This window comes from Nonomuraea insulae (assembly GCF_042656245.1).
In genome coordinates this window covers 144,891-158,179 of record NZ_JBHSPA010000022.1, presented here as the reverse complement: position 1 = coordinate 158,179, position 13,289 = coordinate 144,891, and the positions used below count along the sequence as shown (strand labels likewise).

Genomic DNA, 13,289 nt, shown 5'->3' with positions numbered 1-13,289 from the left:
GAGAGGCCCGAGCGGTGCCTTTGCGACGGCGGACACAAGGCCATGGTTGCCGATCCCGTCGCCGATCTCGCACGAGGCGTTCGACTCGGGGTGGTGCTGGGGAGCGGCGCCGACCGCCCGGCTGCTGGATCAGGCAGGCGGGCAGCCGACGCGGCCTGCCTGCCCGTCGTCCGATGAGCGCAGGTTCAGACGCAGCCTCGCTGCTTCACGGACTTGGACCAGGCCGGGAGTACGTCGGTGATCTGCGGACGGGTGATGGACCAGAGTTCGCGCCCGTGCCCCGGCACGAGTTCCTGGCCGCCGAGGAGGACGTAGGAGGTCTTGTCGAAGATGAGGGATTCGCGGGAGATGGCGCCCCCGCGGCCTCGGTTGTCCACTCGGGTCACGGCGATGCCCGATTTGCCGGTGGCGTCCTGGAGCTCTTCCGTCTCGATGCCCGGCAGGGTCGCGGCGATCTTGAAGATGGCTGCCTGCTGCTCGGGCGGGACCGGGCTGCCGAGGATGTTGAGGACGCCGTTCCAGGTCTGGGTCACTGTGTCCTTGTTGGGGACCATTTCGTTACCGCGTTCGGCCAGCTTGTGCCGGAGCTGCTCCTGGTCGGTCGGCCATCCTCGGAGGTCGGCGTAGGCGGGGCGCCCCGCGCCGCGTTCGGGGCACCGGGTCAGGAGTTCCTTGTACTCGTGGTCTTCGTGGGGGATGGACTTCGACGGCTTGTGCCAGAGGAGTCCTGGGCGGGAGCCGTCGACGGACTGCCAGACCTCGCCCGTGATGTGGCGCGGACCGACGTTGGGAACCCCGTTCTCGCTGCGCGTCTTCGCGATCCGCTCGTAGTGGAGGTACTGGTCGTCGCGGGGTTCCGTCCACGGGGTGGCGGTAGCGGCCTCGGCCGCCAGCCTCAGGACCTCGGCGGCGCTCGCGGGCGCGGAGGGGTTGAGCGTCTGGACGGTGATCACTCCTGCGGTCATCGCCGCTACCAGGCCGCCCGCCAGCATCAGACGCCGCAGGCCGACCACCCGGGCCCGGGGCCGCCGCTTCGTGCGGGCTTCGGCCAGGAGGGCGGTACGGGCTGGGGCGAGGCGGTCCGCCGTGGGGTGCGGCTTGTCGGCGAACAGGTCGCGGAGTTCGGTCAGGTCGTTCATGAGCTCTGCTCCGTCGTGGGGTCGGTGCTGCCGAGGGCGTTGCGGACGATGCCCCGCGCGCGGTTGAGGCGGGAACGGACTGTCCCGATCGGGATGGACAGGGCGTTGGCGACCTCCTCGTAGGCGAGGTCGGCCCAGGCCACAAGAAGGAGGACGTCGCGGTCGCGGGCCTTCAGCGAGGCGAGCGCCTGGGCGAGAGGGCGGCGTACGGCATGCGCGCTCGCCCGCTCAAGAGCTTGTTCGGCGGCGTCGTCGGCGTCGGGAAGCACGCCCATTTTCGAGTACGCCTTGTAGCGGTGTATCTCGGCGCGCTGATGCCGGCGGATGAAGTTGGTCGCGATGCCGTACAACCAGGGGAGGGCCTCCGGACGGGCGGTGTCGTAGTCGCGGCGCTGCCTGAACGCGGCGAGGAACGTCTCGGAGACGACGTCGTCGGCCGTGTCGTCGCCGAGCCGGCGGGCCACATAACGGTGGATGTGACCTGCGTGCCTGTCGAACAGCAAGGCGAAATCCTCGGGATCTCGCCATGACCGTTCGATCAGGGCGGCGTCAGACAGGGTCGTACTGAGCGGCATGGGGGTGGGCCTTTTCAAGGAAGTAGTGTGTCGCCCGTCTTTCACACAAGTCAGGAAACGAGTTCACGGGACGCTGCCGACCGCCCGGCAGGCTCGGTTGAAGGCCACCTGTAACGATCTTTGGATCCGCACGAATGCGCGAGAGCTGGAGGCCCGCTCGGCAAGGATGGAAGGGAGGCGCGGCGGGCCGCCCGGCGGTGGGCGTCGAACCTGCCCGGCTCTGTTCTTCCCGTCGATTCTCCCGGCTGGATGCCGCGGGTGCCCCGGCAGCGCTCCCGTGGCACACGAACGAGGCGCTGTGTCACAGATGTGCGGCGCCGTGGGCAGAGGCTAGGTGGTCGTTCGCGAGCGGGCCTCGGCGGCCCAGTGGGGTGCGTTCCATCGGTCGGCGATGGTGGCGGCCTGGGTGAAGTGGGCGGGGGCCTCGTGGTCGCGGCCGAGGAGGACGGCCAGCTCGCCGAGGGTGTGGGCGACCGGGCGCAGCGCCACCGACAGGCCCGTGGCGCCTGCCGGGGGGCCGTCGCGGTGCGGGAGCAGCGTCGCGTAGATCTCCTCGGCGGCGTCGCGGTCGTTCAGGGCGACGATGGCCATCGCGCGCAACGTTGTGAAGAAGGTGAAGAAGAAGTCGGGGCGGATCGGGCTGGGTGACGCGCGGACCTCGCGGGCTTCGGCGTCCAGGCCGTTGGCGTGGAGGGCGAGCGCGAGCAGGTCGGAGACCATGGGGCCGAGCGTGGCGTGGAGGGCGCGCACGTCGTCCAGGTGCGCACCGAGTGTGCCGTCGTTCAGCCAGATCGTGGCCAGGGCGAGTTGGAGAAAGCCCGTGGCGTGTACCGATCCGGCGCGCCGCATGCCCTCGTCGGCCTTGAGGAAGAGGAGTTCGGCGTCGGCGAATCGGCCTTCGATGAGCGCCAGGCCCGCCAGCGTGATCTCGGCGACGGCGATAGCCTCGCGCATTCGGTAGGCGCGCGCGAGGTCCAGGGCCTCGGTGATCACCTGGTGTATGGTCACGGGATCGTTGGCGGCGGCGGCGCCGCCGGCATGGTTGAGCAGGCCGGTGACGCGGTAGACCGGCAGGTCGTGCTCGGTGCCGATCTCCACGAGTTCCCGGCAGAGCTCGGCGTCGCCGTGGACTCGGGTCAGGATCTGGAGTGCCGCGGCCCGCAGCCGGGGTCCGGTGGCCAGGTCGAGTGCCTCCTGCGCTGCCTCCAGAACGGTCGGGTCGTCCTCGCCGACCAGTTCGTCCGCGTACGCCGTCAGGAGCCGGGACCGCACCGAAGGGGGCAGGTCACGCTTCAGCAGGCGGCTCAGGCGGTCGACGATGGGCCGGTCTACTGTGCCGTACGTACGGGCCTGCCAGAAGGTCGGCTCGGTCCACGCGGTGAATGCGGCGATCATCAGGTCGTCGCGGCCCAGGGACTCTGCGTACTCCACGGCTTCGCGGCGGGTCTCGCGGGCGGCTCCGACGGCTCCCGCCCGGATCTGCGCGCGCAGCAGCCTGCCGAGCAATTCGACCCGTTCGTCCGGTCCGGTCGAGTTGGTGACGGCGTCGGTGAGGAGGTCGGCCGCCACGTCGTGGGCGTAGCGGGCCTCGGCGAGCTCGGCGGCCCGGACGCAGTAGCCGACGGCCTTCGGCGAGCCGGCGCGCGCGTAGTGGTGGGCCAGCGCCGCGATGTCGCCGGTGCCTTCAAGAGCGGCGGCGATCCTGGCGTGCATCCGGGTGGCACGCAATCTGCTGACGTCGGCGACGAGCGTGTCCCTGACGAGGGCGTGGACGAAGCGGACGAGGCCTGGGCCGGGCTCGTCGAGGAGCCCGGCGATCACGCCCGCGTCCAGCGCGTCCATCACGCCGTCCTCATCGGTGTCGGCGGCCTGTACGAGGATGTCCACCGAGCTTTCCCGGCCTGCGATCGCGGCGAGCCGGAGGATGGACACGCCTCCTTCGGGCAGGCGCGCGAGCCGGCGGCGCAGGACGTCCCGTACGCCTTCGGGGACCTCGGAGAGGGCGACCAGCGCGCCTTCGCCGTTCAGCAGCCGCGCGCTTTCGCGCACGTAGAACGGGTTGCCGCCGGTGCGTTCGGCGATCCCGGCGACGGTCTCCTCGTCGGCCTCGCATTCGGTCCGTACGAGCTCCGCGACGGCCTCGTCGTTCAGCCCCGGCAGCGCAAGGCGCAGGGGCGTGGCGCGCGCGAGGGAGGCCAGCGTTTCGGTGAGGTGCCCGCTCTCGTCCGCGCGGTACGCGGCGACGACCAGGATCGGGGCCCGCAGGCCGAGGCCGCCGCCGAGCAGCTCCAGCGTGGCGGCGTCCGCCCAGTGCAGGTCGTCCAGCACGACGGCGACCGGGCGTTCCGCGGTGACCGCCGCGAGCCACTTCCACACGGCCTGGCGCAGCCGGAACCGTCCCGCGGTGGCGTCGTCGTTCACCGGAACGGTGTCGGTGAGCAGCGGCGCGAGGTCGTCCGCGAACTCGCCCGGGGACGTGGTCGCGGCGACGGCTCTCAGCGCCTCAGTCCAGGCCCACGCGGGCGGCGCGCTGTCGACCTCGGGGCAGCGGCCGACTGCGACCAGCCACCCGTCACGTTCGAGCCGCCTGCCGAGGTGTTCCAGCAGCGTCGACTTGCCGAGCCCGGCCTCGCCGGTGACAAGGGCTATGCGGGCGCCGTCGGTGGCGGCCTCGGCGGCGGCCGTGACCAGTGCCGACAGCTGTGCCTCGCGTCCGACGAACGTCGCCTCGCGTCCGACGAACGACGCCTCGCGTCCGACGAACGGCGCCTGGATGATCGGAGCCGGCCGCGGCAGCGGTGCGGTCGGCGATGGCGATGGCGATGGCGATGGCGATGGCGGAAGCGGGGGCGGGGGCACGGTCGCGCGCATGACGTCCGTGCGCTGGGTGAGGATCGCCTCCTCCAACGCCGTCAGGTCCGGGCCGGGGTCGAGCCCGAGCTCCTCTGCGAGGATGCCGCGGGCGCGGCGGAGCGTCGCCAGCGCGTCGCCTTGGCGGCCGCTGCTCCACAGCGCCAGGGCGTGCAGCCGCCAGCCTTCCTCGCGGAGGGGCTCGTCGCGGGTGAGCCGCTCGGCCTCGGGAACGACCGCGGCGGGGTCGCCGATGCGCAGACCCGCTGCGACGTGCAGTTCGGTGGCGACCAGGCGCAGCTCGTTCAGCCGGGCCGTCTCGGCGGCGGCCCACGGCTCGTCGGCGACCTCGGCGAACGCCGGTCCCCGCCACAGTCCGAGCGCCTCGGCGAGCCGGGCCTGGGCGGCGCGCGGGTCGGTGTCCGTACGGGCCTGGTCGAGCAGGTCCTCGAACCGCCACGCGTCCACCGACTCCGGCGGCAGCCGCAGCGCATAACCGGGCGCCGCGCTCACCAGCAGCCGGGCCGGGGTGCGTGGCGGGCGGCCGGGCTCCAGCAGCCGGCGCAGGTTGGACACGTACGCCTGCAGGGACATCAGCGCCCGTGCGGGCGGCTCGCCGCGCCACAGGTCCTCGATCATCCGGTCGACCGGCACGACCTGCCCGCGCGCCGCCACCAGCAGGGCCAGCACGCCCCGCTGCCGCGGCCCGCCCAGGGAAACGGCCTCGCCGTTCACCTCGGCCGCGAAGGAGCCCAATACCCGGATCAAGACCATGACGAGAACACATCGTACGTGGGCCGTTCCAAATCGGTTCCAAGTGCCCTCCAAACCCCCGGGAGCAGCCTTAACACGTCGAAACCGATGAAGGGCAGGGAACAGATGAGTGTCAACACCCAGGAGATGGAGATCGTCCACCGCGCCTTCCGCCGCGAGTCACGACTGCTGGTGGAGCTCGTCGCGACCGTCGCCCCGGGTGACACCGCTCGCGCCAGGGTGATCGCCGACCACTACCGCGACTACCGGCTGGGCCTGCACAACCATCACGAGGGCGAGGACGAGCTGCTGTGGCCGCCGCTGCTGGCCCGGGTGGACCTGGAGGCCGACATCGTTCTGCGCATGGAGGCCCAGCACGAACGGGTCGTGGCCACCCTGGCCAGGCTGGACGCCGCGTTCCCCGCGTGGGAGGCGACCGCCGGGGCCGAGGAACGCGACGTGCTCGTGGCCGCCCTCACCGACCACCGCGCAGTCCTGCTGGAACACCTCGACGACGAGGAGGCGACCCTCCTCCCGCTCGCGGCCAAGCACATCTCCCAGGAGGAATGGGCCTCGATGGGCGACCACCTGGTCGCCAACACCCCCAAGCTCACCCTGCTCACGCTCTTCGGCGCCGTCCTGGAAGACGCGAACCCGGCCGAGCGCGCCATCGTCCTCAGCGGCCTCCCCGCCCCGGTCCGCGTCATCTGGCACGTCATCGGCCGCCCCCGCTACGCCCACCACATCCGCCGCGTCCGCGGCTGAACCCTGCCCAGTCTGAACATCAAAGGAGAACAACCATGTCGCAGAAGAAGCTCAACACCGTCCTGGCCGCCGTCGTCGTCCTGTTCACCCTCTACCTCGGGTTGTCCTTCGTCCTGCCCCTCGGGACGTCCTTCCCTGGCCTGCCGGACTGGCCCTCTGACGACAGCGGCTTCCCTGTCGTGAAGGGCAGCCGCGAACTCGCGATGGGCCTGGCCATGGGCATCCTGCTGGTGACGGGCCACCGCCGCGCCCTGGGCTGGGTCCTGCTGATGGTGGCCGTCGCCCCGTTCGGCGACATGGTCAACGTCCTGGCCCACCACGGCTCCGTGGCCGCCGCGTTGGGCATCCACGGCCTGACCTCGGCGCTGATCGCGGTCACGGGGTTGCTGATCCTCCGCGAGGCCGGCAAGGCCCAGGAGGCCGCCGCCTCAGCGCCCGCAGCGCAGCTCGCCTGACCTCCCCGCAGTGCGGCACGGTATTCCTTCGCATTTTGGTGACAACTCGAAAAGAGAGACGACGATGACCATCAACGATCTGCGCGGTGTCCTCAAGGGGCGCGTGCTCCTGCCCGATGACGACGGCTTCCAACAGGCGGCCAGCGCGTGGAATCTGACCGTCAGACAGCCTGTGGCGGCCGTGGCGGAGGCCGCGGATGCCGACGACGTGGCGGCGCTCGTGCGATACGCGCGGCGGGCGGGTATGACGGTGACCGCGCAGCCGAGCGGGCATGGAGCCTCAGGTGATGTGGAAGGCCTGATCCTCTTGCGTACCGGCCTGCTGAACGAGGTGGAGGTACACGCGCAGGAGCGCGTGGTCCGGGTGGGCGCGGGCGTGAAGTGGGGGCAGGTGCTGGCGGCGGCCGGACCGCTGGGTCTGACCGGCCTGTCCGGCAGCGCGCCGGGGGTCAGCGTGACCGGCTACACGCTGGGCGGTGGGGTCGGCTGGTTCAGCCGCAAGTACGGCTTCGCCTCCGACAGCGTGCGGGCTATCGACATCGTGGACGCCGAGGGCGAGCCGGGCCGGGTGAGCGCCGAGTCCGATCCCGAGTTGTTCTGGGCGCTGCGCGGCGGTGGCGGGGACTTCGCGGTGGTGACCGCCCTCGAACTCGAACTGTATCCCGCGCCAGTCCTGTACGGCGGGCGCGTGATCTGGCCGGAGCACCGGACCAGGGAGGTGTACGACGCGTTCCTGGAGATCACCACCGAGGCGCCGCGTGAACTCAGTGTCTGGATCAACCGGCTCCAGCTACCCGGCGCGCCGCCGATGGTGACGCTGGATCTGGCCTACCTGGGTGAGGCGGCTCAGGGGGAGGACCTGCTGGCGCGCATCGACAAGATCGAGGGCGCGATCTCCGACAGCCGCGGCGTCGTCCCGGTTGCCGACCTGGGTGGCATCACCGCCGAGCCCACCGATCCGGCCCCATCCATCGCTCGTGCGGAGCTGCTCACCGGCCTGGACGCGGACGCGGTGGAGCTCCTGCTGGCCAAGCCGGTCGAACCGCTCATCAACGTGCAGATCAGGCACCTGGGCGGGGCGCTCGCCGAGTCGGGCGGCGGGGCCGGTGCGAGCGGCGCGGTGGCTGAGCCGTACCTGCTCGGCCTGCTGGGTCTCGGCCTGCCGCACGTGGCCGATGCGACGCGCGCCAAGCAGGCCGAGGTCGTGGCCGATCTGAAGGCCTACGTCAGCGGCCGCAAGCCGTACACCCTGCTGTCCCCCGGCGACACGGCGGCGCAGTCCTTCTCCGGCAGCGCGCTCGCGCGGCTGCGGGAGATCAAGCGGGCCCGTGACCCGCACAACGTGTTCCGCGCGAACTACCCGGTGTTCGGATAGATCGGTTCCCAGCAGGTCACGGCCCCTCCGCCCACCGGGGCGGCGGGGCCGCACCGAACTGCTCCAGGACGCGGAAGGTGCAGGCGTGCCGGTTCACGGCGCCGCGGGGCGGGCTCTGCGTTCGTCTTCACAGGTCGGTGGGTGGTTTGGGGGTTGAGGGGAGACAAGACGTGTGGGTTCGACTTAGAGGGCAATTCGGGCGGTAATGGGGGATATCGGGCCGAATGTGGAGATGCGAGCCTGTAAGACACGCTTGATGACGCGTTTGCTTGCTCGTGACCTGTTCGACGCATAACCTCGACGGCAGTGAGGAGTTACTCCGCGCAGCGCGGATTGCCATACCGGTGAACGACGGACGAACGAGCTTGGTCGGGCGGGGCAGGCGAGGTGTCGGCTTTGGGGGTCGACGCCCGGTCGGTCTTGGCTTGACATCGATCCTGGTGATGACGCCGACTGGGCTTTCCGCAGCGCTCTTGTGACCCCTCCGTTTTGTGGCCGCGTTACGAGTTCTTGACGACGCGAGGAGGGCGGGGCACACATGGGGCCGCTGGTCGTGGTGCTGATGGTGGCGGTGCTCGTGCTCGCGTTCGGGATGATCGTGGCGCTCCTCGTCGTCATACGACGCACCTCGGGCGGCCTGCCTCGTGCGGGAAAGCCGAGCCCCGAGCAGGTGGAAGCCGTACACGAGGAGCTGGATCAGGCGCGTGACGAGGCGCGGGAGATCCGGCTCAAGGCGGAGACCGATGCCGAGGAGATCCTGCGCAGGTCCGAGGTGGCGGCCGAGAGCGCCGGGCAGATGCGGCGGGAGGTCGAGGAGGAGAGCCGGATACTGAAGTCCGAGCTCAAGGAGCTGCGGGCCGACCTGGAGCGCCGGGAGGCGAGGCTGGCCGAGCGGGAGCAGCGGCTGGACGAGGAGGCCAGGCGGCAGTCGGAGCGGGACAGGAAGCTCGCCGAGACCGAGGTCGAGCTGGCCGACCGCCGCGAGGAGCTGCTCCAGGTCGAGGAGGAGCGGCGGGTCATCCTGGAGCGGGTCGCCGGGCTCACCGGGGAGCAGGCCAAGAATGAGATGGTCAAGGAGATCGAGAACCAGGCCAAGCGCGAGGCCGCACTGATCATCAGGGAGATCGAGGGGGATGCCCGCAAGGAGGGCGAGAAGCGGGCCACGAAGATCGTGACGTTGGCCGTGCAGCGGCTGGCGGCGGAGCAGACGGCCGAGTCGGTCGTCAGCGTGTTGCACCTGCCTGGCGATGAGATGAAGGGCCGGATCATCGGGCGGGAGGGGCGCAACATCCGCGCCTTCGAGTCCACGACCGGGGTCAACCTGATCATCGATGACACGCCCGAGGCGGTGTTGTTGTCGTGCTTCGATCCGGTACGCAGGGAGACGGCGCGACTGACGCTGGAGAAGCTCGTGCTCGACGGGCGCATCCATCCGCAGCGGATCGAGGAGGCGCACGATCGCAGCCGTCAGGAGGTGCAGGACCTGTGCGCGCGGGCCGGTGACGACGCCCTGGTCGAGCTGGGGATCACCGAGATGCACCCCGAACTGACGCTGCTGCTCGGGCAGTTGCGCTACCGCACCTCCTACGGGCAGAACGTGCTCAAGCACCTCATCGAGTCCGCCCACATCGCCGGGATCATGGCGGCCGAGCTCAAGCTGGACCAGACGCTGCTGAAGCGCTGCGCCCTGCTCCATGACATCGGCAAGGCCCTGACGCACGAGGTCGAGGGCAGCCACGCGCTGATCGGAGCGGAGATCGCTCGCAGGTACGGCGAGGAGGAGGACGTGGTGCACGCCATCGAGGCGCACCACAACGAGGTCGAGGTCCGTACCGTCGAGGCGGTGCTCACCCAGGCCGCCGACGCGATCAGCGGCAGCCGCCCTGGTGCGCGGCGGGAGTCCCTGGAGGCGTACGTCAAGCGGCTGGAGCGGCTGGAGGAGATCGCGCAGTCGTACGAGGGCGTGGAGAAGGTGTTCGCCATGCAGGCCGGGCGGGAGATCCGGGTCATGGTCAAGCCGGACGCGATCGACGACATCCAGGCTCAGGTGATCGCGCGGGATGTGGCCAAGCAGGTGGAGGAAGAGCTCACCTACCCGGGGCAGATTCGGATCACTGTGGTGAGGGAGTCTCGGGCCACCGAGTTCGCCCGCTGAGCCCGCCGAGCCCGCCAAGCCAGCTGAGCAGGCCGAGCCAGCTGAGCAGGCCGAGCCCGCCGATTCCGCTGGTGGTCGGCGGGGGGACGGCGGGCAGGGGCGTTGCCGGTGGTTGTTGTCAGGCGAAGAGTTGCTGGTAGAAGGCCAGTTCTGCGGCCAAGGCCGCTACTCTCGTCTCCGTACGGCGGAAGCCGTGTGATTCGCCCTCGAAGGCCAGGTACGTGCACGGGATGCCGCGTTCGGACAGTGCGTCGGCGAAGGCCGTGGACTGTTCGGGCGGCACCACCGGGTCGTCGAGGCCCTGCAGGAGCAGCATCGGGCAGGTCACGCCGTCCACCAGGGCCAGGGGCTCCCGGGTGGCGTACACCTGCGGATCCTCCGGCCCCACCAGCGCCTCCACGTAGCGCGACTCGAAGTCGTGGGTGTGGGCGACGAGCGGGGCCAGGGCGCTGACCCCGTAGTACGACACGCCTCCGGCGAACACGTCCGAGCGGCAGCAGGCCGCCATCACCGTCCAGCCGCCCGCGCTGCCCCCGCGTACCGCGATCTTGGCGGGGTCGGCCAGGCCCTCGGCGGCCAGCCACCTGGCGGCGGCGATCGTGTCCTCGACGTCCACCAGGCCCCACTGGCCCTTGAGCCGGTCGCGGTAGGCCCGGCCGTACCCGGTCGAGCCACCGTAGTTCACGTCGAGCACGCCGATGCCGCGCGAGGTCAGGAACGCCTTCTCCAGGTCGAGCGAGGTGCCGGCGTGGGCGGTCGGGCCGCCGTGCACGAAGATCACGTAGGGGGGCGGGCCTTCGGCGGCGGCCGGGGCGTAGGGCGGATACAGGAACGCGTGGACCTCTGCGTGGTCGTCCGGGCTCTCGGCGTGGATCTCCGACGCGCGTACGCGGACGGCGCGGGGGATCGGCAGGTAGGCCGGGTCGGGCAAGGAGGTGAGGTCGTGTTTGAGCGGGCGGTGTTCGCCCGTTTCCGTGTTCACGGTGACGACCGAACGGGGGGTCGTGGCGGCGTACCCGATGCCGACCACGGATGGGCCGTCGGCGATCAGTGACGCGTCCCAGCCGGTGTAGGGCAGCTCCAGGTCCGTGAGCGCGCCCGAGGTGGGGTCGAGCAGGCCCAGCCGCAGGTCGCCGCGTCCGTGCAGGACCGCGAGCCGGCCGTCGGTGAGCACTGTGTACGGCATTCCGCCCAGGCGCCACGGCGGCAGCATGAACTCCTCGGACGCCGGATACACCGCCCGCGCCCCGTCGCCGTGCAGGCCGATCTCGTGGAGGTTCCACCAGCCGGAGGAGTCGGAGATCAGGTAGAGGCGGGAGTCGTCCTTCCAGACCGGGGCCAGCACGGACTCGGTGGGGCCGCCGCGCACCGTCCACGAGTCTCCGCCCGACAGGCGGGTGATGCGGAGTTCGGTGCCGTCCCAGGGCATGCGGGGGTGGTTCCAGCAGACGTAGGCGAGATGTTGGCCGTCGGGGGAAATGGTGGGAGAGGCGTAGAAGTCGCAGCCGGTGGCCCATTCGCGGGGCTCGCCGCCGCCGTCCAACGGGATGGAGATGATGGCTCGGGTGACCTTGCCGTCCTCCGCGTGGTGTTCGCGTACGCACCACACCTGGCCGTCGTGGACCAGCAGGTCCGCGTAGCGGTAGCCCTCGGGGGTTAGGGGTTTCGGTTCGCCGTTTTCTCCCAGAATGTACAGGCGTTGGTCCTTCAGGTTGGTGAAGAGCACCTCGCCCGAGGGGGTCACGGCGTAGGGTCTGCCGCCGTACTCGTGGACCCTGGTGCGCGCGCACCAGGGGGCGGGGAGCAGGTCACGGCGGGTGCCGTCGGCGGCGCGGCACACGATCGTGGTGCGCCCGCCCTCGTCGGGACGGTCTTCGGTCCACCACACCTGGCCGTCCCGGGCGGTGGGCCAGCTGGGGCGCACGCCGGAACCGGCCACGTCTCTGGTCGAAATGGGGGAGGGCCAGAAAGGCATACTCCGCATCCTGCCGGAAGATCGACGGGAGTGTGGCACGGTCCCCACAGTTCAGAGCACATGAGGCGCCGGGCGAGGGCCCTGGAGCCCCGGGTTGTGGCGCGCTGAGGTTCCTGAGGGGGTGGGGGTTGTGGTGGGTCAAGGTTTCCGAGGTGACCGATTGTGGCGGGTCAAGGTCTCTGAGGGGGCGGGCTGAGGTCTTGGGCGTTGGGGGTCTCAGGGGCAGCCTTCGGGGCGGGGCAGGGCTGAGGGGAGTTTGATGTCGGCCCGGCCGAACCACTTGTGTAGCAGGCGGGTCGTCGTGCCGTCCCGCCACATCTCGATGATCGCCTGGTTGACCGCCTCGCAGGTCTTCGTGTCGCCCTTCTTCAGGCCGACGCCCCACTTCTCGTCCGTGATGGGATCGTTGAGCAGCCGGAATTTGCCAGGGTCGTTCAGGACGAACCCGGCCAGGGCCAGGTTCTCGGTGCTGACGGCGTCGAGCTGGTTCGCGGCGAGCTTGCGTACGCAGTCGGAGTAGTTGCTCGCTGGCACCAGCTTGGCCGGCAGGTCGAGCTTGCCGTCCGGCGGCGGGTCCACGATCCGCCGGTAGGAGTTCGAGCCCTCCGCCAGGCAGATCCGCTTGCCCCGCAGGTCGCCCACCTTCCGGATGCTCGTGTCGTCGGCGCGGACCATCGTGTCCTGGGGGACGATGATGTACGGGCCGCCGAAGGTCACCTTGGGCAGGCGGGACTTGGTGATGGAGTACGAGGCCACGATCATGTCAACCGTGCCGTTCTGGAGCAGGGCCTCGCGGGTGGACGACGGAGACTCCCGCCAGGTGATCTTGACAGGGGAGCCGCCTGAGAGGCGGTTGACGATGTACCGGGCGACGTCGACGTCGAAGCCCTCCGGGTCGCCCTTCCCCGTACGAAGGCCCAGGCTCGGCTGGTCCCACTTCGTGCCGACGACGACCGTGCCGGTGCCTTTGATCTTGTCCACGACGGTGGCGTACGAGCCTCCGCCGTCACACGCGGCCAGGCCCATCGTCACAGCCGCTCCCGCGAGCGCCGCCCTGAGCATGGTCACCCCCCACGACTATGGGTAACCCGCGCGGGCCAGGATCAGCGCCTACCCAACACAGACGTGGGACTTTCTTGGCGATCTATGGGGACACAGACGGCGAGCACGAGGCACCCACCGTGCGGACGCGGGCGGCGAGCACCACGTGGCCCATCGTGCGACGCGGGCGGCGGGCACGGACGTGC

Annotated in this window: 9 protein-coding genes; 4 read left to right on the top strand and 5 right to left on the bottom strand. The window is 70.6% G+C overall.

All coding sequences use genetic code 11. The features are described 5' to 3' along the window. Nucleotides 1-185: 185 nt before the first annotated feature. From ACFPZ3_RS16710 to ACFPZ3_RS16700, 3 genes are all read right to left on the bottom strand, one after another. Complete coding sequence (locus ACFPZ3_RS16710; protein ID WP_379515018.1) at nucleotides 186-1,139, bottom strand: CU044_5270 family protein; 954 nt, start codon at nucleotides 1,137-1,139, stop codon at nucleotides 186-188. After that, on the bottom strand, nucleotides 1,136-1,732 hold the full coding sequence (locus ACFPZ3_RS16705; RefSeq protein WP_379515017.1) for an RNA polymerase sigma factor: 597 nt from the start codon (nucleotides 1,730-1,732) through the stop codon (nucleotides 1,136-1,138). Before ACFPZ3_RS16705 ends, ACFPZ3_RS16710 begins: the two co-directional genes overlap by 4 nt. Before the next feature lie 312 nt (nucleotides 1,733-2,044). Next, nucleotides 2,045-5,338, bottom strand: a complete 3,294-nt coding sequence (locus ACFPZ3_RS16700) for a BTAD domain-containing putative transcriptional regulator (RefSeq protein ID WP_379515016.1) — start codon at nucleotides 5,336-5,338, stop codon at nucleotides 2,045-2,047. Nucleotides 5,339-5,443: 105 nt separating this feature from the next. Here ACFPZ3_RS16700 and ACFPZ3_RS16695 point away from each other — a divergent pair, with 105 nt between their 5' ends. From ACFPZ3_RS16695 to rny, 4 genes are all read left to right on the top strand, one after another. After that, the gene (locus ACFPZ3_RS16695) at nucleotides 5,444-6,082 is read left to right on the top strand and encodes a hemerythrin domain-containing protein (protein ID WP_379515015.1); all 639 of its coding nucleotides are present in this window, start codon (nucleotides 5,444-5,446) and stop codon (nucleotides 6,080-6,082) included. 35 nt (nucleotides 6,083-6,117) lie between these two features. Then, nucleotides 6,118-6,537 (top strand): DUF4267 domain-containing protein, encoded by a 420-nt coding sequence (locus ACFPZ3_RS16690; RefSeq protein WP_379515014.1) that lies wholly within the window; start codon nucleotides 6,118-6,120, stop codon nucleotides 6,535-6,537. Nucleotides 6,538-6,601: 64 nt separating this feature from the next. Further along, complete coding sequence (locus ACFPZ3_RS16685; RefSeq protein WP_379515013.1) at nucleotides 6,602-7,912, top strand: FAD-binding oxidoreductase; 1,311 nt, start codon at nucleotides 6,602-6,604, stop codon at nucleotides 7,910-7,912. Nucleotides 7,913-8,450: 538 nt separating this feature from the next. Further along, nucleotides 8,451-10,067, top strand: a complete 1,617-nt coding sequence (gene rny, locus ACFPZ3_RS16680; protein ID WP_379515012.1) for a ribonuclease Y — start codon at nucleotides 8,451-8,453, stop codon at nucleotides 10,065-10,067. A gap of 118 nt (nucleotides 10,068-10,185) precedes the next feature. Here rny and ACFPZ3_RS16675 read toward each other — a convergent pair whose 3' ends face one another. Together ACFPZ3_RS16675 and ACFPZ3_RS16670 are read right to left on the bottom strand one after the other, a co-directional pair. Then, entirely contained in the window at nucleotides 10,186-12,042 is a 1,857-nt protein-coding gene (locus ACFPZ3_RS16675) for a dipeptidyl-peptidase 5 (RefSeq protein WP_379515011.1), read from the bottom strand. A gap of 216 nt (nucleotides 12,043-12,258) precedes the next feature. Further along, complete coding sequence (locus ACFPZ3_RS16670; RefSeq protein ID WP_379515183.1) at nucleotides 12,259-13,104, bottom strand: glutamate ABC transporter substrate-binding protein; 846 nt, start codon at nucleotides 13,102-13,104, stop codon at nucleotides 12,259-12,261. Between the last annotated feature and the right edge of the window lie 185 nt (nucleotides 13,105-13,289).